18 protein-coding genes are annotated in these 21691 nt (G+C 47.8%); 3 read left to right on the forward strand and 15 right to left on the reverse strand.

Annotation, left to right across the window (positions count from 1 at the left end):
• The first annotated feature begins 154 nt into the window (after positions 1 to 154).
• Positions 155 to 886: a ZIP family metal transporter gene (locus tag KAI37_RS21870; protein ID WP_023990317.1), complete on the forward strand. Its 732-nt coding sequence runs from the start codon at positions 155 to 157 to the stop codon at positions 884 to 886.
• 81 nt (positions 887 to 967) lie between these two features.
• Here KAI37_RS21870 and KAI37_RS21875 read toward each other — a convergent pair whose 3' ends face one another.
• Positions 968 to 1429, reverse strand: a complete 462-nt coding sequence (locus KAI37_RS21875; protein ID WP_220030205.1) for a hypothetical protein — start codon at positions 1427 to 1429, stop codon at positions 968 to 970.
• Between the two features lie 10 nt (positions 1430 to 1439).
• On the reverse strand, positions 1440 to 1994 hold the full coding sequence (locus KAI37_RS21880; RefSeq protein ID WP_220030206.1) for an NAD(P)H-dependent oxidoreductase: 555 nt from the start codon (positions 1992 to 1994) through the stop codon (positions 1440 to 1442).
• A 133-nt stretch (positions 1995 to 2127) separates the two neighbouring features.
• On the opposite strand from KAI37_RS21880, the gene KAI37_RS21885 reads away from it, so the two are divergent.
• Positions 2128 to 2763 carry an HlyD family efflux transporter periplasmic adaptor subunit gene (locus KAI37_RS21885; RefSeq protein ID WP_028541823.1) on the forward strand — a complete coding sequence of 212 codons (636 nt, stop codon included), beginning with the start codon at positions 2128 to 2130 and terminating at the stop codon, positions 2761 to 2763.
• Between the two features lie 9 nt (positions 2764 to 2772).
• A complete protein-coding gene (locus KAI37_RS21890; protein ID WP_220030207.1) occupies positions 2773 to 4296 on the forward strand; it encodes a DHA2 family efflux MFS transporter permease subunit in 1524 nt (507 codons plus the stop codon).
• A gap of 146 nt (positions 4297 to 4442) precedes the next feature.
• Here KAI37_RS21890 and KAI37_RS21895 read toward each other — a convergent pair whose 3' ends face one another.
• The 13 genes from KAI37_RS21895 to KAI37_RS21955 all read right to left on the reverse strand — a co-directional run bounded on the left by KAI37_RS21895 (position 4443) and on the right by KAI37_RS21955 (position 21670).
• Positions 4443 to 6425 (reverse strand): heavy metal translocating P-type ATPase, encoded by a 1983-nt coding sequence (locus KAI37_RS21895; protein WP_345945633.1) that lies wholly within the window; start codon positions 6423 to 6425, stop codon positions 4443 to 4445.
• A 74-nt stretch (positions 6426 to 6499) separates the two neighbouring features.
• Positions 6500 to 6697, reverse strand: a complete 198-nt coding sequence (locus tag KAI37_RS21900) for a hypothetical protein (protein WP_071558240.1) — start codon at positions 6695 to 6697, stop codon at positions 6500 to 6502.
• 157 nt (positions 6698 to 6854) lie between these two features.
• Positions 6855 to 8306 (reverse strand): aldolase/citrate lyase/malate synthase family protein, encoded by a 1452-nt coding sequence (locus tag KAI37_RS21905; protein ID WP_220030209.1) that lies wholly within the window; start codon positions 8304 to 8306, stop codon positions 6855 to 6857.
• 304 nt (positions 8307 to 8610) lie between these two features.
• Positions 8611 to 11058 carry a heavy metal translocating P-type ATPase gene (locus tag KAI37_RS21910; protein ID WP_220030210.1) on the reverse strand — a complete coding sequence of 816 codons (2448 nt, stop codon included), beginning with the start codon at positions 11056 to 11058 and terminating at the stop codon, positions 8611 to 8613.
• 188 nt (positions 11059 to 11246) lie between these two features.
• A complete protein-coding gene (locus KAI37_RS21915) occupies positions 11247 to 11615 on the reverse strand; it encodes an ArsR/SmtB family transcription factor (RefSeq protein WP_007432172.1) in 369 nt (122 codons plus the stop codon).
• 158 nt (positions 11616 to 11773) lie between these two features.
• A complete protein-coding gene (locus KAI37_RS21920) occupies positions 11774 to 12895 on the reverse strand; it encodes an NADH:flavin oxidoreductase (protein WP_076294295.1) in 1122 nt (373 codons plus the stop codon).
• 204 nt (positions 12896 to 13099) lie between these two features.
• Positions 13100 to 13435, reverse strand: a complete 336-nt coding sequence (cyoD, locus tag KAI37_RS21925; RefSeq protein ID WP_013311980.1) for a cytochrome o ubiquinol oxidase subunit IV — start codon at positions 13433 to 13435, stop codon at positions 13100 to 13102.
• On the reverse strand, positions 13436 to 14044 hold the full coding sequence (gene cyoC, locus KAI37_RS21930; protein WP_071643004.1) for a cytochrome o ubiquinol oxidase subunit III: 609 nt from the start codon (positions 14042 to 14044) through the stop codon (positions 13436 to 13438).
• Positions 14044 to 16020 carry a cbb3-type cytochrome c oxidase subunit I gene (locus tag KAI37_RS21935; RefSeq protein ID WP_013311982.1) on the reverse strand — a complete coding sequence of 659 codons (1977 nt, stop codon included), beginning with the start codon at positions 16018 to 16020 and terminating at the stop codon, positions 14044 to 14046. Before KAI37_RS21935 ends, cyoC begins: the two co-directional genes overlap by 1 nt.
• A gap of 25 nt (positions 16021 to 16045) precedes the next feature.
• Positions 16046 to 17029 (reverse strand): ubiquinol oxidase subunit II, encoded by a 984-nt coding sequence (cyoA, locus tag KAI37_RS21940; RefSeq protein WP_071643006.1) that lies wholly within the window; start codon positions 17027 to 17029, stop codon positions 16046 to 16048.
• A 344-nt stretch (positions 17030 to 17373) separates the two neighbouring features.
• Complete coding sequence (locus tag KAI37_RS21945; protein ID WP_061828909.1) at positions 17374 to 17622, reverse strand: hypothetical protein; 249 nt, start codon at positions 17620 to 17622, stop codon at positions 17374 to 17376.
• Positions 17623 to 17846: 224 nt separating this feature from the next.
• Entirely contained in the window at positions 17847 to 19193 is a 1347-nt protein-coding gene (locus KAI37_RS21950) for a GH1 family beta-glucosidase (protein ID WP_220030211.1), read from the reverse strand.
• Entirely contained in the window at positions 19190 to 21670 is a 2481-nt protein-coding gene (locus tag KAI37_RS21955) for a glycoside hydrolase family 95 protein (RefSeq protein WP_076294297.1), read from the reverse strand. The genes KAI37_RS21950 and KAI37_RS21955 overlap by 4 nt, the downstream gene beginning before the upstream one ends.
• Positions 21671 to 21691 lie beyond the last annotated feature (21 nt).

A 21691-nucleotide genomic window follows, 5' to 3' on the forward strand; every position in this document is an offset into this window, starting at 1 on the left:
TTACAAAAACGAATCACTTGTTTTGTAGCCTCTTATGACTTAGACTGATTCTAAATCCTAATTTCATTATGCGGAAATAGCTGTAAACAGTCAAATGAAGTTTTCATGAAGCGAAGCATAAAGATAAATCAGGTATGGAGGGATTATCCCGATTATGAATGACGTTTTTGTAGGTAGCTTTATTTCTGCCCTGTCCACTGGACTCGGCGCCGTGCCCATACTATTTATGCGTAATATCACGCATCGGCTTCGCGATGTTCTGTTGGCTTATGCCGCAGGAATTATGACCTCTGCATCCGTATATAACCTGATTCCCGAAGCGATCCAGCATTCCAATTGGTTCGTGCTGACTGCGGGAATCCTGCTCGGCTGTCTCGTATTACTGGTGATGGAAATGTACATTCCCCATGCGGATTTGGAGGACCCAGACTCCAAGACCTTTCATCTGGAGTCCAAATCTTTTCTCATTATCGCAGCTATTACATTGCACAATTTGCCAGAAGGGCTTTCCGTTGGAGTCAGCTATGCGAGTGAGACTCACAATCTCGGCAATCTGATCGCCTTCTCTATCGGCCTGCAAAATGCCCCGGAAGGCTTTATCGTAGCACTATTTCTTGTGAATCAAAACATCGGCCGTTTCAAGGCATTGGGCATTGCTACCCTCACTGGAGCCGTGGAAATCATAACGAGTCTGATCGGCTTTTATTTGAGCAGCTGGGTGAACGGACTGGTACCTTATGGGCTTGCTTTTGCCGCCGGAGCCATGATGTTTATCGTCTACAAGGAACTGATTCCCGAGAGTCACGGGGATGGCAATCAGCGGATCGCCACATTCTCTTTTATTCTCGGCTTAATTACGATGATTGGGCTAACCGAATGGCTATAGCCGAGCAACACAAAAAGGCTGCCTTCTGCCTGTAATCCAGACAGATAAGCAGCCTTTTTGGCATGTTCAAATAGAGATACCTCATTTTTTTTGGTTCATGGAGCGCAGTGCTTCACGGTACTGCTCGTCCTCACTTTTGTGCGTCTCCTTCTCTCCATTGGATATTTGGGAACGTCCATCCTTTTCTTCGTCTTTTCCAGCAAAACCACGTAAAGCCGCACGATAATCCTGATCTCCGTAAGCATCTTTGATGTTCTCGCGATCCTTTTCCACCTTCTTATCCGTCTGGATATCAGGCATATTGCGATGCTCCTCGGCATGGTGTTCTTCGACGTCGAGATTTTTATGCTGCATCTCTCGCGTATGATCTGTCAATTCACGCACCTCGGGTTCCACCTGCACAGGATAAGGGCGTTTGCTTCTTTGCCGTGTATCCTCTTCGGTGGGGTGAGTCTTGGGAGAGGACTTGCGCGTCATCTTCGTATTAAATACCAGCAAAAAAATAAAGGCAACCGCAGCTACTACGATAAAAGCAATGGTCATCGGCGGCCTCCTATTCTCTTTCAGCGCTGCGGTACCGTCCCGCTATCTCAGCGACCCGTTTGCCCAAAGAGCGACCTAGTGCAAGATCATCACCCGTTGGAAAATTAGGCGGTCCATTGGGGTCTGTCTCCACCGGACATGTTATCCCTACGCCGTAATAGGAGCCGTATAACGCATTTTCCGTAATATTAGCGGGCAGTCCTACAATAATCATGCCTTGATGAAGCATCGGAGTAATCAAATTCAGAAGCGTGGATTCCAATCCACCATGAACGGTAGCGGTTGTGCAAAACACAGCGCCGATTTTATCCACCAGCTTGCCCTGTGCCCACAGATACCCCAGCTTATCAATCCAGCTTTTCAGACCGCTGCTAATGGTACCAAAATGGCCCGGGCAACCCCATATAATCGCGTCCACATTCACTAGCTCATTCACATCGGCCTCGTTCACATGCTTTAGCAACACTTCCGTGCGCTCAAGGCGCACGCCTTCTGCGATGGAACGAGCGAGACGTTCGGTATGCCCATTTTCACTGTCATATACAATCATGATTCTGGTCGTCATTATGCGCATCATCCTTTGTCAGCAAAATCATCCTTTTCGCATGCGCTCTTAACCTTGCCCAAAATCCATCTGAATATTATGAATCATTTGACGCATACTTTGAAAATCCAAGAACTAGGGAGGCATGTTACACATGAATTCACGCGCCATATTAGTCAACCTGCTAGTTATTATCATTATTCTGGCAGGAGGTGGAGCCGCCGCCTATTACTACAATCAATCCGCAAACTACATAAAAACCGATAATGCCCAAGTGAGCGGACAAGCGGTTACCGTTGCCTCTCCAAGCGCGGGTAAACTCACAGGCTGGAATGCTGAAGTTGGTAAAACCTACACCGCTGGAAGCACGCTTGGGAATGTAGAAGGAGGCGGAAGCCGAATTAGCGTTACGATTCCAACCGATGGTACCATCGTGCAGCAATCTGCGGTCAATAACTCGATTGTTGGGGCAGGCACGCCTTTAGCGAAGGCTTTTGATCTAAACAATTTATGGATTACCGCCAATATAGACGAAACGGCTGTACAAGATCTTCAAGTAGGACAGACCGTGGATGTATATATTGATGCTTACCCGGATACGTCCCTGAGCGGTAAACTCGAAAAGATCGGTCTGGCGACCGCATCGACTTTTTCACTACTGCCCACTTCCAATACCACTGCCAACTATACCAAGGTAACACAGGTCGTGCCTGTCAATATTTCCATTCAAGGTTACAAGGGGCTGGGTATTATCCCGGGAATGAGTGCGACCATCAGAGTTCACAAGTAGGAGGCTGTCATGGATCAAAAAATGTCCGTCGGACGTATTCTGTCCGTGCTACTGCTAGGCGCCTTCATTTCGATTTTGAATCAAACGCTGCTTAACGTGGCCATTCCACACTTGATGAATGATTTCAATGTATCTGCAACGACTGTTCAATGGCTATCCACCGGATATATGCTAACCAACGGGATTTTGATTCCAATCACCGCTTTTCTGATTGAGTCATTCGGAACACGTGCGCTGTTCATATCCGCGATGGGGTTATTTACTGCCGGGTCTGTCGTCTGTGCTGCCAGTACCGGCTTTGCGCCTATGCTGGTTGGACGCGTTATCCAGGCCAGCGGAGCGGGCATCATCATGCCTGTGGTCATGAACGTGTTCCTGACTGTGTTTCCTCCGGAAAAACGGGGCGCTGCCATGGGTACCATGGGAATCGCCATGATGTTTGCCCCGGCGATTGGACCGACTTTATCCGGCTATATTGTGGAGCATTACAGCTGGCGGCTGCTATTTTTACTTGTTATTCCGCTGGCGGTCATTGATATTCTGTTTGCCATACGCTGGCTAAAAAATGTATCCAAGCTAACAAAACCTAACTTTGACCTGTTGGGAACCATCTTCTCCACCCTTGGGTTTGGCTTTCTGCTCTATGGCTTTAGTTCGGCTGGAGACAAAGGCTGGAGTAGCAATACGGTAATACTTACACTCGCTGCCGGGGTTGTGTTTATTGTAATGTTTATCGTGCGTGAGCTGAACATGATACAGCCGATGCTGGAGTTCCGTGTATTTAAATATGATATTTTCACCGTATCGACCTTAGTCGGGGCTACCGTCAACATGACAATGTTCGGCGGGATGCTGCTGCTGCCGATCTATTTGCAAAATATACGCGGTTTTACACCGCTGCAATCCGGTCTGTTGCTGTTGCCGGGTGCACTGCTGATGGGTGTGATGTCACCGATATCAGGGGCAGTATTTGACCGTATAGGCGCAAGGCCGTTGGCGATCATTGGATTGATCATTACGGCAGTCACGACATGGGAATTCAGTCTGCTGACCGATGCCACCACCTACGGACATATTATGATCATCTATACGATTCGCAGCTTCGGAATGTCATTGTTGATGATGTCCGTCCAGACGGAAGGGTTAAACCAGCTGCCTCCCCATCTCGGCAGCCATGGTACAGCCATGTCCAATACAGTGCGGCAAATTGCTGGGTCTATCGGTACCGCTTGGCTCATAACTGTGATGAGTAGCCGGTCCACGATTCATGTAGCAGATTATGCGAATGTCGCTACCACCGCCAATGTCCCTTTAACCGAAGGAGTAGCACAGTTGGGACAAACCCTCGCGCAAACGGCGGGCGTTTCAACAGAAAGTGGTTCAGCGTTGGCGCTACAACAGGTGTACCGAAGTGCTGTTACGGAATCGACGATCCATGGCATTAATGATGCCTTCATCATTGCTACAGGGATTGCACTAGCGGGGCTATTGTTTTCCTTGTTCTTGCGACGGTCTACGCCGCGCCGAAGATAGACGTACAGCGTTGGCGAACTAGAGGTATGAGATGAACTTGCCTTTCAGACAGATAGGCTGGTACTGTAAAAGAAGGAGCATTCACCCCCTTGGATTTTAAGAGGTATGAATGCTCCTTCCTGTTTGTCATCTTGTGATTATTAGTCCTATGACCGCAATAAGCGCAGGCCATTCAAAATGACAAGTAATGTGCTGCCTTCATGCCCAATCACCCCAAATGGCAGGGCTATATCTTGCACAAAGTTGCTGATCACAAGCAGCAAAATGACACTTACCGCGAAGATCATATTTTGTTTGACCACCCGCTGCGCCTTGCGCGCCAGTGCTATCGTCGGAGCGATCTCCTCGATTCCATCGTTCATCAATACCACGTCAGCGACCTCTAGCGCTGCTCCGCTGCCATGCATCCCCATGCCTAGTCCTACGGTTGCCGCAGTCAACGCTGGAGCGTCATTCACACCGTCGCCGACCATGACGACATGCCCGTACTGCTCCCGCAGCATGCGAATATGGCTGACTTTGTCCTCCGGCATTAAGCCAGCATATACGGCGTCGACTCCAGCCTGCTCCGCGATCACAGCAGCCGTTTCTGGGCGGTCTCCGGTCAGCATGACGACCCGGATCCCCTGCGCTTGCAGGCGTTTCACGGACTCTTGGGCCTGCGGACGCAACTCGTCGCGTAGTGCCAGCATCCCGGCAATCCGATCATCCGCGAGGATAATGGACACGGTTTTGCCCTCAGCTTCCAGCCGGGCCCGACTCTCCATCCACTGTGGCTCTGCCAGAGGACCAGATCCATCCAGTACATTTGTACGACCGATTTTCCACTTCACCCCGCCTATGATGCCTTCCATCCCCCATCCGGTGAGTGCCTGCACTTGCTCGGCTGTGAGAAGCTCTCTCTGTCCCAATTCAGCTTCGGCTTTGGCTACAATTGCTCGCGCCAGCGGATGCAAAGAATAACTTTCAATTGTAGCGACAATGTGCAGTAGCTCATCGGCATCGTATTCTGCGGCGGTAATCCAATCCGTGACGACAGGTGATCCCATCGTTAACGTGCCTGTTTTGTCAAAAGCAACAACAGAAGTCAATGCCATATTCTCCACATGTGCACCACCTTTGAACAGGATGCCCCGTCGGGCACGGTTGGAAATGGCCGATAGCATCACTGGCATAATGGATGACACGAGCGCACAGGGTGAGGCCACGACGAGGAACACCATAGCCTTGTAGAACGCTGCTGCCCACGTCCAGCCTAATGCTATAGGTGCACCAGCAATGACGATCAGCGTGACAGCAACAACAATTCGGGCGTACACCGATTCGAACGTTTTAATAAACCGCTGGGAATCGGGAACTTCGGTCTGGGCCTCTTCCACCATACGAATGATTTTTGAAAATAAAGTGTCCTCCGAGGACTGACTAACCTCTACATATAGCACACCTTCTCCATTAATGGTGCCGGCATATACTTCGTCACCTTCCACCTTATTTACCGGAACAGATTCCCCGGTAATAGATGCCTGATTCACTGCCGAAACGCCCTTGGAGATTCGGCCGTCCGCCGGAATCAGTTCGCCCGGCTTCACCAGCAGCAGGTCGCCTGGCAACAGCTGCTCAATGCCGACCGTTTCCGTCCCCTCGCGAGACAAGCGCAAAGCCGTTTCCGGCTTCAACGCCATAAGCTCAGAAATATCCTTACTACTACGCTCGGTGGTATAACTCTCCAGCGCACCGCTGAGTGCAAAAATAAAGATCAGCATGGCTCCTTCATTCCAATAGCCAATGGCCGCAGCTCCTAGGGAGGCAGCGATCATGAGCAGATTAACATCCAGATCATGTTCCCGGATCAGTGTTTCGACCCCTTCTCTGGCTTTGGACCAGCCCCCAAGGGCATAAGACACCACATACAGAATGACCGATAGCCATTGCCACCAATGTGAAATCCCCCATGCCATTAGCATTAGCAATCCACTACCTAGAGCAGCTTGCATCTCCTTGTTTTTCAGCATGCTTTTAAGCTGAAATTGCGGCTTGCGATTCGGACCGGGTCGTCCGCTGCCACTGTTTTTTGAAAGGGTTCGGTTAGAGGAAGACAATGTATCTTGTAATCGTTGAGCAGCTTGCATCATGTCACGTTCCTTTCCATATTTTGTTCCTTGTACTAGCATCTCATTGAGAATGATATCCATTGTTAAGTGCCTTAAAATAGCACATGCTGCTTCGGGAAGCCCGAAGCAGCATGTTTGGCAATGAGAATGATAATCATTTTTGCATCTATACAATTATTTTGGTTTAGCGAAACTTTTGTTTTATTATATACCTTTTCTTTTCCACTTGTAAACCAGTAATGGCCTAAATAAAAAAAGATACCCGCGCAAACACCGCAGGTATCCTCCATATTTGAAGCATCCTATTCAGGATTTGCAAAATTCGATTCCCGTCGCTCCAAAGTGCAAGATATAGACGAACTAGACCATTTAGATCTATATATTGTTCATTGAAAGTCGCTTATTGGATTTTTGCAAAATCCTCTATTACAAGAATTCGGGTTATCTTCAGGCTAAAGGAAACTTCCACGCATGGTTGTGTGCAGTTCCTGAAGTGTGCTGACGATCTGCGGGCTGTTGCAGTTCCAAACGCGCAGCCGCAAGGCGTGCAGCGGGAACTGCTGTGTCCGAGCAAATGACCCCCGTCAGCTCATTCTCCCAAATCGAAATCCCATCTAGAGACTGGTTAATTTCATCTATTGCTACCCATAAAGGAAGCTCGGGCTTTACACGCCGAACAGCCTCCATAATGCATTTTATCATATCACTAGTATTCACATGACCATCGACACCGGATGGAATCAACTGATTCTCAGCCCTAATGTCATCGGATGGAGTTGGTATGACTTCTAAAATGATCGTATCGGAAAAACGTGCCAGATCTGCAGCTTGAGCCACCTGCTTGATCTGTCGCGCACCCACTTCGGACATGTTATTGGGGTTGGCTGACTCCCCCGACCGTGCGGCTGGCCTGTTCCCTGTTTGGCTTACGTTAGGCACCAAAGATGGATCAACTGTCAAAAGCACGCCTACCCGATATGGAATACACCGAAGACGTCCGCATAAGGTCTGCTCCGCAACGCCGTCAATCCAGTCTCGGGTTGCCCGGAATTCGTCCACATCAGCCGGATTGCGCACTATAATCTCCAGATTGGGTTCTCCCCCCTGCCGCACGCTCCGCAACGCCGCACGCAGTAATGCCTCCAGCTGCATATCTTGCAGGCTTCCAATACCCACTGCATTATTCTGCTCAATTAGGGCTATAGTGAGTGGTGATCCGTTCAAAGACTCGAATAAGCCTTCATATTCTGTTTCCAGCAAACTAATAATTCGGCGAGACAAATGCTCACACAATCCAGGCAGGCCAGATGCCTGGTTAAAGGTTTTGTACGTGTCAGATGCACGTGAACCGGGAATAAGGATGGGATCGGGCTCCCCGTCAGGGGCATGAATCGTCTGTCCAGACTCTGCTACCTCCAGATAGGCATAGCATAATTCTCCCACGCGGCCAGATGCCTGTGACAAGGGACCATGCAGAAGACTATAACCGTCAAAACTGCTTATTTCTGATGCTGTCTCTGTACTTATGCGACTCAAACTTGCAGGAGCATCGGCATAAATCCGTATGGAGGTGCGCCTGTATTCATCGCTCCATTTTAGGAGTGTGCCCATTGCTTCCCCAATATCGTTGCCGTTATTCAGCATCGTTTCCCAAAGTAATTCCGAATTCGCAGCCATCAAAGCCTCCGCTCGACTGATTACGCCCTGCTCAGCTAAACCAACCAGCCAGCCCAACGGATCTTCCTCCTGCGTAGCAGATACTTCATGGATGCCTGCCCTTAGCGTCTCCATAGCCAACCTCTGTGCAGCAGCCTCCGTACCCGACTCTGGAACTTTGAGATCCCGGCTATTTTTGCCAACCAACAGCTCTGCGAATACATGCATCAGTTTAGCCTCCATGCCATTAATCCATCCTTTCTTCCGTCAGCAAGTTGGCACACACGAATTCGAGTACCCCTCCAAACAAAGAAAACGCTTACTCATTATGGAGCAACCGAATCTTACATGGGCCTTACCTGTAAAGCCCCTACCTTAACGTATTAGGCACGCCACACATTTATACATTTCGGCACAACCACCCTACATCCCAAAATAAATCTCTATACTGCTGGCACAAGACCACTCGAAAAAGGAACCTATAAAATAAACACCCCCGGTCTTCACAGGATGCCTACATCCGATGTTACCCGAGGGTGTTTATTATTTACTCGTAAGAACGAACCTTCAATACACGCATCACATTCAATACGGCTAGCAATGTTACACCTACATCGGAAAATACAGCCTCCCACATAGTAGCAATACCGAATGCTCCCAGCGTAAGAAACACAGCTTTGACACCTAGCGCAAATATAATGTTTTGCCATACGATACGACGTGTGCGCTTGGCGATATGGATCGCCGTAACCAGCCTTGAAGGCTCGTCGTTCATGATTACGATATCTGCCGCCTCAATCGCAGCATCCGATCCCAAACCGCCCATCGCTACACCGACATCTGCCAGCGCCAGTACGGGTGTATCATTAATCCCATCGCCTACGAACAAAATTTTGTCGCTCGTTTTTTTACTTGCGGACAACTGCTCGATGGCTTCAGCTTTGTGCTGAGGTAACAGCTCTGCCCGTACTTCATCCAAACCCAGCTGTCGTCCTACAGCCTCGGCAACTGTCCGATTGTCACCCGTCAGCATGATGGTTTTCACCACACCCAACTTTTTCAGTGAAGCAATCGTTTGGGCTGCGTCTTCCTTAACCTCATCTGAAATCAGAATGCACCCAGCATACGTTCCGTCTACAGCCACATGTACGACCGTTCCTTCATCCAGCGTCCCTGCTTGCTGCACCGCGTTAAAAGCCACATGCTCCCGCTCCATCAGCTTGGCGTTCCCGGCCGATACCAGACGACCATCTATTTGTGCCTGAATCCCGTGACCGGATATTTCACTATATTGCTGAACCCGGTCTGCTCTGAGCTCTTTACCATAGGATTCACGCAAAGACGCAGCAATAGGGTGTGTGGAATGCAGCTCCGCCAAAGCGGCGGTTTCGAGCAGGGTTTCGTTTGTATAATCTCCGGCAGGATAAATCCCTGTTACACGGAAAACACCTTTGGTGAGTGTACCTGTTTTATCAAAAACAGCGTATTTCACATGATTCAGAGCTTCAAGATAGTTCCCGCCCTTGATCAGAATACCTGAACGGGAGGCTGCACCGATTCCCCCAAAGAAGCCCAGTGGAATGGATACCACTAGTGCACAAGGACAAGAAATAACGAGGAAAACAAGCGCACGATATATCCAATCTGCAAATTGTGCACCTGGCACAACAAGCGGTGGAACAACCGCCAACAACAGCGCTACAATAACCACTACTGGAGTATAGTATCTGGAAAATTTCGTGATAAACTTTTCAGTCGGCGCTTTTTTCGCACTCGCATTTTGCACTAATTCCAAAATTTTAGAGACCGCAGATTCACTAAATTCTTTGCTAACCTCTACCGTTAGAAGTCCGTTCGTATTGATAAATCCACTCAACACACTGCTTCCCGGCTCTACAGTACGAGGCACCGATTCACCAGTCAACGCAGAGGTATCCACATGCGATTTACCATCTATAACCTTACCGTCCAGCGGGATCTTCTCGCCCGGCTTAATTACAATCAAATCCCCAATGCGAACGTCTTCTGGGGACACTCTCCGTACGGACTCAGCCGTCTTCAGGTTGGCATAGTCTGGTCTAATATCCATCAGATCACTGATGGATTTACGTGAACGGTTAACTGCAATGCCTTGAAACAGCTCTCCGATTTGATAAAAGAACATGACAGCTACGCCTTCCGGGTATTCCCCAATCGCAAATGCACCCACAGTAGCCAGCGTCATCAGGAAGTATTCGTCAAAGGCCATCCCACGCACCAGACTGCGTGCAGCCTGCAAGACAACATCACCGCCAACGATGATATATGCCAATAAAAATAGGGCCAGCTTGCCTACGCCTTCGACTGGTAACCACCAGGCAACAGCCGCAATGACCGCACCAAAAGCCAAACGCGCAATCATGCGGCGCATACCGTCCGTACCGTGATCATGCGTATGCCCAGCGTGGCTATCATCTCCATGAGAATGAGAATGTGAATGAGCGTGGGTGGCTTCACCATGTTCGTGCTCTGCATGGTGGTTGTGATGCTCGTGTGCATGATCGCCGTGGTCGTGTCCATCGTGCGTGTGGGCTTGCTTATCATGTGCTCCATGATGATGACCAGCGTGGCTGTGAGCCGCATGTTGCCCGATCTCGTGTGTATGCCCTTCACCTTTACCATCATGCTCATGACTGCATGCACAATCCTCTGTGCTGTCTGACTGTACTGCACCAGCATCGCTTCGGCTGTCTTCACGCAGACGACCACGGGCACTTTTTACCACCATCCGAACATGTGGCTCAAGTCTGTGAACCTTCCGTTCCGTCTGGCGAAAAACCTCTTCTTTTTGATCCGAACTTGTGGTCATCGTCAACGTTTTCGTAACAAAATTGACCGAGCAATCCAGGACCCCTTCTATTTTACTGACTCCATTTTCAATCTTGAGAGCACAGTTGGCGCAATCCAAACCTTCCAAAATCCATTCATGCCGTTCCGTTCTTTTTAGAGCATCCATAATCATTGGCCTCCAATTAACTATATATGAGCAACTGTTCATATATTATTTGTTAAGGTCATTATATTCAGGATCAGGGTCAAAAGTCAATGACTCTAGCCCTTTTTAACAAAAAAATCGCCTTTAACGGACAAACGTCAAAAGAGCGCCAATCACTTGGCGCCCTACTGTTGTTTTATTCCAAAAAATCATTGATGTGATATGTGCTGATGGGTTTGCAAAAAGATCTGCTCCACATGATTATCATCCAGTGAATAAAACACCGTCTTGCCTTCCTTGCGTCGTTTGACAATACGCAGGTTGCGCAAATAACGAAGCTGGTGGGATACCGCAGATTGCCCCATGTTCAACACCTGGGTCAGATCATGAACACACAATTCTTTTTGTGCCAGGGCATAAATCAACTTGATTCGTGTCGGGTCACCCAGTGCTTTAAACAGCTCCGACATTTTGTATGCGATGGAATCCTCAACAAGGGAAGATTTTATGCGCTCGATTTCCTGATCTGAACCGTGACAAGCCGGCTCGCAATCCAAAGCTTCCGTTTCAGAATTCATCCTTTTCACCCCGTGTATTTCGACTTGATGCTTCTATTATAGCAAATTCGTAGAGTTTACGAATAGCTTATATTACAGCTTGCCCTGTAACAGAAAACTTCCAAGTCTCAATGCTTGCCTAACGCTTTAGCTTTACACTACTTAGAGCTTAATAAAGCTTAATTCAACGTTTTTAATACTTCATCACTGTAAGGAATAATTTCATCTATTTGTTGATCACGTAACTTCACCGCAAACGCTGGATCAACCAACAAAGCACGCCCAACCGCAACCAGATCAGCTTCCTCTCGTTCTACTTGCCCCACGAGTTGTTCTAATCTTGCCTCTACATTACTGGATTGATCGGTTTGACGATTATTATTTTCCAAATCACTCAAAAAGGCCTTCTCCAAACCAATCGAGCCTACAGTAATCACTGGCTTGCCTGTTATCTTTTTGGTCCAAGCTGCCAAATTTAGATCAGACCCTTCAAATTCCGGTTCCCAAAAACGGCGGCTTGAGCAATGGAATACATCCACCCCTGCCTTCACTAATGGAGTGAGAAACTGTTCAAGTTCCTGTGGTGTCTGTGCCAGCTTTTCTTCATAATGGTACATCTTCCACTGGGAGAATCGCAATACAATTGGGAAATTCGGCCCTACTGCACGACGACAAGCCTCAATGACCTCCACCGCAAACCGAGTACGCTGGACCAAATTGCCTCCGTATTGATCGGTACGCTTATTGGTTTTGTCCCAGAAAAATTGATCAATTAAATAGCCATGTGCTCCATGAAGCTCAATGCCGTCGAAGCCCACTCGCTGGGCATCGGCAGCGGCCTGAGCATAAGCGGAGATAATATCCGCAATCTCAGCCTCCGTCAATGGCTCAACCACCTTTTCGCCGGCGGGAGAAATTCCGGACGGACCGACAGGCAATGCCTCGGGATTCGGTTGATTATCTGCACCTATTTTACGAGCCGTACCCACATGCCAGAGCTGCGGTATAATCTTGCCACCTACCGCATGAACCTCCTCAACTACCTTGGCCCATCCCTCTAATCCCTCTCCATAAAAATTAGGAATGCTTGTGTGCTCCACAGCTGCAGGATGATTAATAGCAGTGCCCTCCGTAATAATCAATCCAACTGCATTTTCCGCACGGCGACGATAATACGCGGCCACTTCAGGCCCTGGAATACCTTGAGGAGAAAAATTCCGTGTCATAGGCGCCATAACAATCCGATTGGGAAGAGATAAATTACCTGCCTTAAAAGGTTTAAACAGTAATTCTGTGTTCATTAATTTTTCCTCCGCTCTCCACTAGTATTATCGTTTTCACTCTACTGTTATACAATTCCATTTTACACATATGTAAACTTGAGTTCAAGAAGCCACAGTTTTAAACTTAATAAGCTACACAAAAAAAAGAAGAAGCAGCTCTAAGTCCGCTTCCTCTTTCCTAATTCGTTTGTACATGAGTGATTTTGCAAAAATCCGGACTTATTAGTGTGCTACCATGTTGTATTCCATAATCCATACAGAACCACCAACAACGGTCAACAGGATAACTACCCCAAAAATCAAAGTCATGACATTCCAGCGTGGTCCATTGCTCTCACGAATGTGCATGAAGAAGAAAAGCTGAACCAGAAATTGCAGCACTGCCGCGGCTAAAATAACAACCATGGTCGAAGTGCGGCTCAACATATGATTCATAACCACACCGAGAGGAATGATGGTCAGTACGATGGACAGAATAAACCCGATAACATAGGATTTCACTGAACCGTGAGAATCATCATGACCATGAGAACCCGCTCCTGTTTGATGCTGTGCCATCTACATCACCCCCATCAAATAGACGACTGTCAGCAAGAAGATCCAGACAGCGTCCAAAAAGTGCCAGTACAAGCTCAATGCCGAAACTTTCCCCTTCGTCTCTGGTGTAAGTCCGCGTTTTTTCAACTGGAACATGAGTCCAATCATCCAAACCAGACCTAACGAAACGTGAAGTCCGTGCGTTCCGACCAAAGTGAAGAATGCCGACAAGAACGCGCTGGTTCCAAAATTGGCTCCTTCGTGTACCAACTCAACAAACTCGTAAACCTCAAAACCGATAAAACCAAGACCCAGGATCGCCGTCACGATTAACCAGTTGATTAATCCCTTCATGCTTCCTTTGTTCATGGCCAACACAGCCAGACCACTTGTGAAGCTGCTCGTGAGCAAGAGGAACGTTTCAATAATAACGCCCGTCATGTTAAACAGCTCTGCGCCACCCGGTCCTCCGGCTGTGTTGTTCCGAAGGACGACGAAGGTTGCGAACAAGGTACTGAACAGGATTACGTCCGTTACAAGGAAGATCCAAAAACCAAGCATCTTCAATTCTTGCGGATCGTGATGCCCGTGGTCATGATCATGGCTTTGGTGTGCTGTAGCTTGTGCCATTATACAGACCCCCTTATTGCCGCTTCCGTGCGTTTTACTTCATCCGCAGGGATATAGTAGTCGCCATCATAGGAGAAGAACGAACGGCAAATCATACAAATTGCCACACCGATCAGCCCTGGAATATAGAAGAACGACCATCCGAATACGAATCCGAAACCTGCAATGAAAAAGAATACCGACATAATGAATGGAATTGCCGAGTTCTTCGGCATATGAATCGCTTCAATTGGCGGTTGCTTTCTGAAAATACCTTTTGCACGTTTATCTTTTTCTGCCCACCAGTCATCACGTTCTTCTACTTGTGGAATGGTAGCAAAATTGTATTCCGGTGCAGGTGAAGGAATCGACCATTCCAACGTATGGCCACCCCAAGGATCGCCTGTTGTATCCTTCAGCTTGCGGTAATTCTTGATGCCCAGAAGAATTTGAAGAACCTGGAACAAGAAACCAATCCCCATCAGGAATGCCCCAACGGTCGAAACGAGGTTAAGCGGCTGCCAGCCGGTATCCCAGCCATAAGTGCTCAGACGACGCGTCATCCCCATCAGACCGAGAGAATATTGCGGAATAAAACATACATAGAAACCGATGTTCCAGAACCAGAAAGCCCATTTACCAGGCGTTTCAGGTAATGTGAAACCGAACATTTTAGGCCACCAATAGTACAGACCTGCCAAGTAACCGAACACTACACCACCAATCAGAGCGGAGTGAAAGTGAGCGATCAGGAAGTAACTGTTATGGAACTGGAAGTCAGCAGGCGCTACAGACAACATGACGCCCGTCAAACCAGCAATCAAGAAGTTCGGAATAAAAGCAATTGACCACATCATAGGGGTCTTGAACGTAATCTTACCCCGATACATCGTGAACAACCAGTTAAATACTTTAACCCCTGTTGGTATTGCGATAACCATCGTCGAAATCGCAAAGAATGCATTAACATCTGCGCCTGATCCCATCGTGAAGAAGTGATGCGCCCAGGTGAAGAAGGACAAGATCGCAATAATGAACATGGCGTAAACCATCGACTTGTATCCAAACAATTTCTTTTTGGAGAATACACTGATGACCTCTGAATAAATACCGAAGGCAGGCAAAACTACAATGTATACCTCAGGGTGACCCCACATCCAGATCAAGTTGATATACATCATCGGGTTACCGCCAAAATCAAGCGTAAAGAAGTGTCCTCCTCCAAAGCGGTCAAGGAATAGCAAGGCTAAAGTAACCGTCAGAATTGGAAACGCGAAAATGATAATAACACATGACGAAAATACGGACCACGTAAAGACAGGCATTTTCATCCAAGTCATACCAGGTGCACGCATTTTAATGATAGTAACAATAAAGTTGATCCCCGTAGCCAATGAACCTATACCCGAAATCTGAATACCCCAGATATAGAAGTTCTGACCAACGCCGGGACTAAATTGCAGTTCTGAAAGCGGTGGATAACTCAACCAACCTGCATCTGGCGAACCACCGATAACGAAGGACAGGTTGAACAACATCGCTCCCATAAAGAAAAGCCAGAAGCTCAATGCGTTCAGGAAAGGGAACGCAACGTCGCGCGCACCAATTTGAAGTGGTACGGCAATGTTAAACAAACCAAACATCAACGGCATCGCCATAAACAGGATCATGATCGTGCCGTGAGTTGTGAAAATCTGGTTGTAATGCTCAGGATGCAGAAGTGTAACATCCGGTGTAGCCAGTTGAACACGCATCAATAATGCATCCACGCCTCCGCGGAATAACATCAAGATGGCCGCAAGAATATACATAATACCGACTTTTTTATGGTCAACAGTAGTCAACCAGTTTTTCCAAAGCCAGCCCCATTTTTTGAAATAAGTGAGCACAAACACGATCCCGATCGTCGCTAATGCGATGGAGACGTCCGCTCCATAGATCATCGGGTCTCCAGTAACGAAGAAAGTGGATGCAAACTCTTTTATTTTGTCAAGCATTGGGGGCCTCCTTCCCTATAATCATTTAATTGTGTCCGCTCATATTCATATGACTCATGTCCATTGCCGCATGATCTTCTGTGCCGGACTGAGAAGAACCTTCTGTGGATGTAGCTTCACCATGCCCAGCATGTGGGTTAGAAGCACCCTCCACTACATACTTGTTAACAATGTCTTTGAACAAGCCATCTGGAATCGAAGAATACTCATCAGGCTGGGACAAACCTGGTTTTGCAAGCGCCAAATAGCCGTCTTTCGTCAGCGGCTTAGACTGCTTCTTGATATCAGCGACCCAGTTTTTATACTCTTCATCCGACTGGACCTCTACATCAAAACGCATTTGTCCAAAATGCTCACCGCTAAAGTTTGCACCCGAACCAAAGTAAGTTCCTTCGTGATCGGCCTGCAAATGCAGTTTCATAGCCATGCCTGACATGGTGTAGATTTGTCCGCCCAATTGCGGAATCCAGAACGAGTTCATCGGTGCGTCAGCAGTCAGTTCAAAACGGACTGGAACACCTTTAGGAATGTGAACTTGGTTAACTGTAGCTATACCTTCCTCTGGGTACATAAAGAGCCATTTCCAGTCCAGTGAAGTCACTTGAATGGTTACTGGCTTTTGCGTACTTGCCAACGGCTTGGAAGGCTCCAGCAAGTAGGTATATCTTGCAGTAATGACCGCAATAATACAGATAACGATAATTGGAATAGCCCACCATGTAGTCTCCAGCTTTTTGCTGTCATCCCAGTGGGGTTGATACTTCACCTTGTTTGTCGGTGTATCACGATACCGCCAAATGATGAAGAAAGTCAAAATCATGACCGGTACAATTATTAGCGCAGACAATGCCGTTGTAAGAATGATCAGCTCTTTTTGTGCTTGCCCAATGGGTCCTTTCGGATCGAAAACAACGTATTTTCCGCCAGCATAAAAACACGTCCAAATGAGCAATGCTACCGTGAGCACGGTCAAAACCAACGCAATAATCGCTTTTGGTTTTTTGTTCATGTTGTTCCCCTCTCCTTAATAATAAATTACTCAACACTTTACGAACTCCTGTAATGTTGCCCCTATATAAGATAGCAGAAAAGTGGCCACTTTTTTTATTGTTAACAGAATTGTCGATTATTTGTCCGTTTTTTGTGAAAAACATCTCTAAAAATAAAATTTCTCTTGCAAATTCAAAATTTCTTATTAATACAAAGATGACATAATAAAAACGTTATTTGTATATCTTAAAGAAGTTATATTAAAGAAAAATGCGGGACTCCTTACAGTTATCATCCTACACTGCTCGAAGCCCCACATTGTTGTTTTCGGTATATATTTGCTTTAAATCATTTTTAAATTTATTAACTGCGGCCGTTTTCCTGGTCTTCCTTCTTGCGGGCAATGACAAATGATTTCCCAACCAGAAAAATAAAAATCCCGGCAACAACGCAGCCAATACCTGTCATTAAATATATATTTCGATCTGTTAAATTCCCTATATCAAGCAAAATAAGGATAATACCTGCAATACAGGCGATCCAAGCGATAACAGATACCGTCCGGCTCATTTGCCCGTCAGTTGATCCTGATTTCCTAAAATTTGCAGCCATACCCTCCACTCCCTTCGGTCTAAAATAATTTTTAGCGCCCTCGTCCGGTATTTTTGTCAGTATGCACATATCTTGCTTCTTTATTCCCCTTTGGTCTCTACATACCTGAAACAACCCTCTGCATATCTTGACTATTATTACCCCGAAAGACCCAGTGTTCAAACAAAAGGGAGCAGAGACAGGCCTAAATCTGCCTATTTACAAAACATCTCTTCGTTTATCGTTTAACGTCTAGTCTCCAACCAGTTATTACTTACTACATTTCGATACCAATAGTAACTATCCTTCGGGGTGCGGACCTGTGTGCGGAAATCGACATGAATCATGCCAAATCTCATATTATATCCCTCTGCCCACTCAAAATTGTCCATAAGTGACCATGCCATATATCCTTTGACATGAAGGCCATCATGAATAGCCCGGTGTACCTGCACCAAATGCTGCTGCATATACGAAATGCGACGGTCATCCTGAACCTTGCCATTCACGACATCATCGTTGATGCAAGCCCCATTCTCTGTGATATAAATATCGAGGTTACCGTATTTTTGCAAATAATGCAGTACCTCGTACAGCCCACGCGACTCCACTGGCCAGCCGATATCCGTTACAGGTAACCCCATATTGATTTCTTCAGATTGAAGAAACCCGGCTTCAGGATTAAAACGATTAACTGACATAGCATAGTAATTGATACCGATCATATCAATAGGCTCGCCGATAATATCCATATCCCCATCCTGAATAGGCACGGTGGCTCCCTGCTCCGCAAACCAGTCTACCAAAAACTGAGGATACGAGCCTTGATAAATAGGTTGAAGAAACCAGTCACTGTGCAGGGAAATGGTGCGCGCACAAGCGGCTTTATCTTCCTCAGATGTGCTGTAAGGAACAGCCCAGGAGACATTGGGAGCGATACCGATCTGACCACTGGTGCCCAGCTCGCGGAAACGGCGCACAGAAAGACCATGCGCAACTAGTAGATGATGTCCTACATCAATGGCTGTCTGAAGATTTGTCAGACCCGGGGCATGAACACCCAGCATATTGGATAAAAAGGCGATGCACCACGGTTCATTGAATGTTAGCCAATGGTGTATTTTACCGTGAAACTCGCGGAACATCGTTTCTGCAAACTGGACAAATGCTTGAATCGTGCGACGATTCTCCCAGCCTCCAGCATCCTGAAGCGCTTGAGGCAGATCCCAATGGTACAGTGTACAAAACGGTTCAATCCCATTTTCGTTCAACAAATCGACTACGCGATGATAATAGTCCAATCCTTCTTGATTGACTTCACCGTCACCATTTGGAAATATACGCGGCCAGGACACTGAAAAACGGTATGTACGAATGCCCAGCTCCTTCATTAGGCGGATATCTTCCTCGTAGCGATGATAGCTGTCACAAGCTACATTGCCATTATCACCGTTGAATACTTTGCCAGGCGTATGGGCAAAGGTATCCCAGATCGATAAACCTCTCCCATCCTCCTCATATGCTCCCTCGATTTGATAGGCTGCCGTCGCAATCCCCCACATAAAGTCCTGCGGAAATTGAAAAATGGTCATATTGTCTCTTCCTCTCCTTCAATTATAATCGTATGTCCGTTCGTTATTTCCTGCTCTTTGGTAAAAATCCATGACAAAATGAATCCTCCGTGCTCAGGATCAGGCAGAGCCTGACGAGCATCTGCACTAAACGGATGTGCGCTCCGAATCGTGCAGCTTCCTGCTGAGATGGATGTGACCAGTTCAGCGCGGACAAGCCGGGAACCGGACCATTCCATGCCGACCGTCATCCCGCCATGTCCCTTCAATCCACTGACCCGTCCCTCTGCCCATGCCGTTGGCAGGGCAGGCAGTAACGTCAGCTCTCCCGGACGGCTTTGTAGCAGCATTTCTGCGATCCCCGCCGTCACACCAAAATTACCGTCGATCTGAAAAGGCGGGTGAGCGTCAAATAAATTAGGATAGGTCGATCGCGACAGCAACGTGCGAACATACCGATGTGCGGCGTCGCCATCTTCCAGCCGAGCGTACAGATTAATCAACCAGGCACAGCTCCATCCGGTATGCCCACCACCGTGATCAAGCCGTCGACGCAGTGATATGCGGGCCGCCTCAGCCAGTTCCGGGGTATCACGGATGTGAATTAGTCGACCGGGATATAACCCATATAGATGCGAAACATGTCGATGCCCAGGCTCCGCTTCCTCAAAATCGACAAACCATTCCTGTAACTGACCGTGACGGCCAATTTGATAGGGCATCAACCTGTCCCGTGTCTCCTCGCAGCGGGTGCGGAACTCATCGTCTAATTCCAGCTGGTCCGCAGCTTGAATACAGTTACTCAACAGCTCCCGAATCAGCGTCATATCCATGGTGGAGCCCATAGATATACTGCAATCTTCGCCGTCTGGCGTTTTGAATTTATTTTCAGGTGATGTGGATGGGGACGTCACAAGCTGACCCTCCGGGCCTTCCACGAGCCAGTCCATGCAAAAGGCTGCCGCCCCCTTCATGAGGGGATAAGCTTGTTCTGCCAGATAGGCTGTATCCAGGGTAAACAGATAGCGCTCCCATAGGTGAGCAGTTAGCCATACACCCCCAAGCGGCCAAAACGCCCAACTGGCATGGCCCCCTGAAGGTCCCGCGTATCTCCACACATCTACATTGTGATGAGCTGCCCATCCTTGAGTACCATAATTGATGGAGGCTACCCTCCGGCCTGTACGGGCAACTTCTCCAATCATGTGCAGCAATGGTTCATGGCACTCGGCAAGATTGCATACCTCTGCGGGCCAATAGTTCATCTGAGTATTAATATTGGTTGTATAATTACTGTTCCACGGCGGCTGCACCTGGTCATTCCAGATGCCCTGAAGATTGGCAGGCTGACTCCCCGGGCGCGAGCTGCCCATGAGCAAATAGCGGCCATACTGAAATAACAGCACCTCCAGCCCCGGGTCGGCCTGACCTTTCTGATAACGTTCTAATCGCAGATCGGTCGGTAGAACGCAGTCGTCGGTTAGAGTATCACCTCCCAGTTCTAATGCAACGCGGTCAAACAGCTTACGATGATCCTGTTCATGGCGTTGCCGCAGCTGCTCACTTCCCAGCGAAATTGCTCCGTCTAAAATGACTTGACATGCTTCTGCTGATTCCGTTGCATCACTATTCGGCATAGCGTGAAATCCCTTAAATCCGGTAGCTGCTGCCAAATACACCGTGATTTTATCCGCTCCCGAGATGATCAGTTCTCCATCAGCACCCTCCGTCAAGGTTCCTCCCTCGGGAATAACCCTCGCCTGAACTGCAAAAGCCATCCCCAAATTATTTTCATAAATGACAGACTGTGGATGATCGCCGTGATAACTAGATTCCACATGACTGGGCGCTCGTCCAGTCAACGTAATAAAGTCTCCGGACGGCTCCTCGGAAGGATCGTCCTCCTTATCGCTATCCCATTTGGATGAATCACCAAAATGTATATCCTCTCCAACCTCATCTTCACAAGGATGGAGGGAAGTGATGCGCACGGATGCATGGATCTTCCCAAGCTTATTCGCAGTCAGTGACACCATAATGACTCCATCTGGCGCACTGGCGATAACTTCACGGGTATAGCAGACCCCATCACTCTGAAAAGTGACCGCTGCCGTTCCGGTCAGCAAATCCAGTTCCCGTTCATAATGCGCAATTTCCCCTAGGCCCTCCTGCGTAATCCACAAATCTCCCAAAGGCTGATAGGCTTCCGTATCGCGACCTAGCATATTCGCATTAATCAGTTGTTCCGCTTCCTTGTATTTTCCATCTGCAATCAGCTTTCTGACAGGCTGCAAATATCGCAATGCATCATACTGAACGCCGTCTCTGGGAAATCCGGACCAGAGCGTATCCTCGTTTAATTGCAAATGCTCCTCTCTGATTCCTCCAAATACCATAGCTCCCAGCCGTCCATTGCCGACCGGCAATGCCTCCTCCCATACCTCAGCAGGCTGGCGATACCATAAACGCAGGGACTGTGATCTTTCGCCTTTCGTCATATCAAACCCTCCCTATCAAGA

The organism is Paenibacillus sp. S25 (genome assembly GCF_019454085.1).
In the GTDB taxonomy this organism is placed as follows: Bacteria; Bacillota; Bacilli; order Paenibacillales; family Paenibacillaceae; genus Paenibacillus; species Paenibacillus polymyxa_B.

Excerpts from the sequence above, each read along its gene's own strand:
- KAI37_RS21870 (WP_023990317.1), top strand. The coding sequence starts at position 155 with ATGAATGACGTTTTTGTAGGTAGCTTTATTTCTGCCCTGTCCACTGGA.
- KAI37_RS21875 (WP_220030205.1), bottom strand. The coding sequence starts at position 1,429 with ATGACCATTGCTTTTATCGTAGTAGCTGCGGTTGCCTTTATTTTTTTG.
- KAI37_RS21880 (WP_220030206.1), bottom strand. The coding sequence starts at position 1,994 with ATGACGACCAGAATCATGATTGTATATGACAGTGAAAATGGGCATACC.
- KAI37_RS21885 (WP_028541823.1), top strand. The coding sequence starts at position 2,128 with ATGAATTCACGCGCCATATTAGTCAACCTGCTAGTTATTATCATTATT.
- KAI37_RS21890 (WP_220030207.1), top strand. The coding sequence starts at position 2,773 with ATGGATCAAAAAATGTCCGTCGGACGTATTCTGTCCGTGCTACTGCTA.
- KAI37_RS21895 (WP_345945633.1), bottom strand. The coding sequence starts at position 6,425 with ATGCAAGCTGCTCAACGATTACAAGATACATTGTCTTCCTCTAACCGA.
- KAI37_RS21900 (WP_071558240.1), bottom strand. The coding sequence starts at position 6,697 with ATGGAGGATACCTGCGGTGTTTGCGCGGGTATCTTTTTTTATTTAGGC.
- KAI37_RS21905 (WP_220030209.1), bottom strand. The coding sequence starts at position 8,306 with ATGGAGGCTAAACTGATGCATGTATTCGCAGAGCTGTTGGTTGGCAAA.
- KAI37_RS21910 (WP_220030210.1), bottom strand. The coding sequence starts at position 11,058 with ATGGATGCTCTAAAAAGAACGGAACGGCATGAATGGATTTTGGAAGGT.
- KAI37_RS21915 (WP_007432172.1), bottom strand. The coding sequence starts at position 11,615 with ATGAATTCTGAAACGGAAGCTTTGGATTGCGAGCCGGCTTGTCACGGT.
- KAI37_RS21920 (WP_076294295.1), bottom strand. The coding sequence starts at position 12,895 with ATGAACACAGAATTACTGTTTAAACCTTTTAAGGCAGGTAATTTATCT.
- cyoD (WP_013311980.1), bottom strand. The coding sequence starts at position 13,435 with ATGGCACAGCATCAAACAGGAGCGGGTTCTCATGGTCATGATGATTCT.
- cyoC (WP_071643004.1), bottom strand. The coding sequence starts at position 14,044 with ATGGCACAAGCTACAGCACACCAAAGCCATGATCATGACCACGGGCAT.
- KAI37_RS21935 (WP_013311982.1), bottom strand. The coding sequence starts at position 16,020 with ATGCTTGACAAAATAAAAGAGTTTGCATCCACTTTCTTCGTTACTGGA.
- cyoA (WP_071643006.1), bottom strand. The coding sequence starts at position 17,029 with ATGAACAAAAAACCAAAAGCGATTATTGCGTTGGTTTTGACCGTGCTC.
- KAI37_RS21945 (WP_061828909.1), bottom strand. The coding sequence starts at position 17,622 with ATGGCTGCAAATTTTAGGAAATCAGGATCAACTGACGGGCAAATGAGC.
- KAI37_RS21950 (WP_220030211.1), bottom strand. The coding sequence starts at position 19,193 with ATGACCATTTTTCAATTTCCGCAGGACTTTATGTGGGGGATTGCGACG.
- KAI37_RS21955 (WP_076294297.1), bottom strand. The coding sequence starts at position 21,670 with ATGACGAAAGGCGAAAGATCACAGTCCCTGCGTTTATGGTATCGCCAG.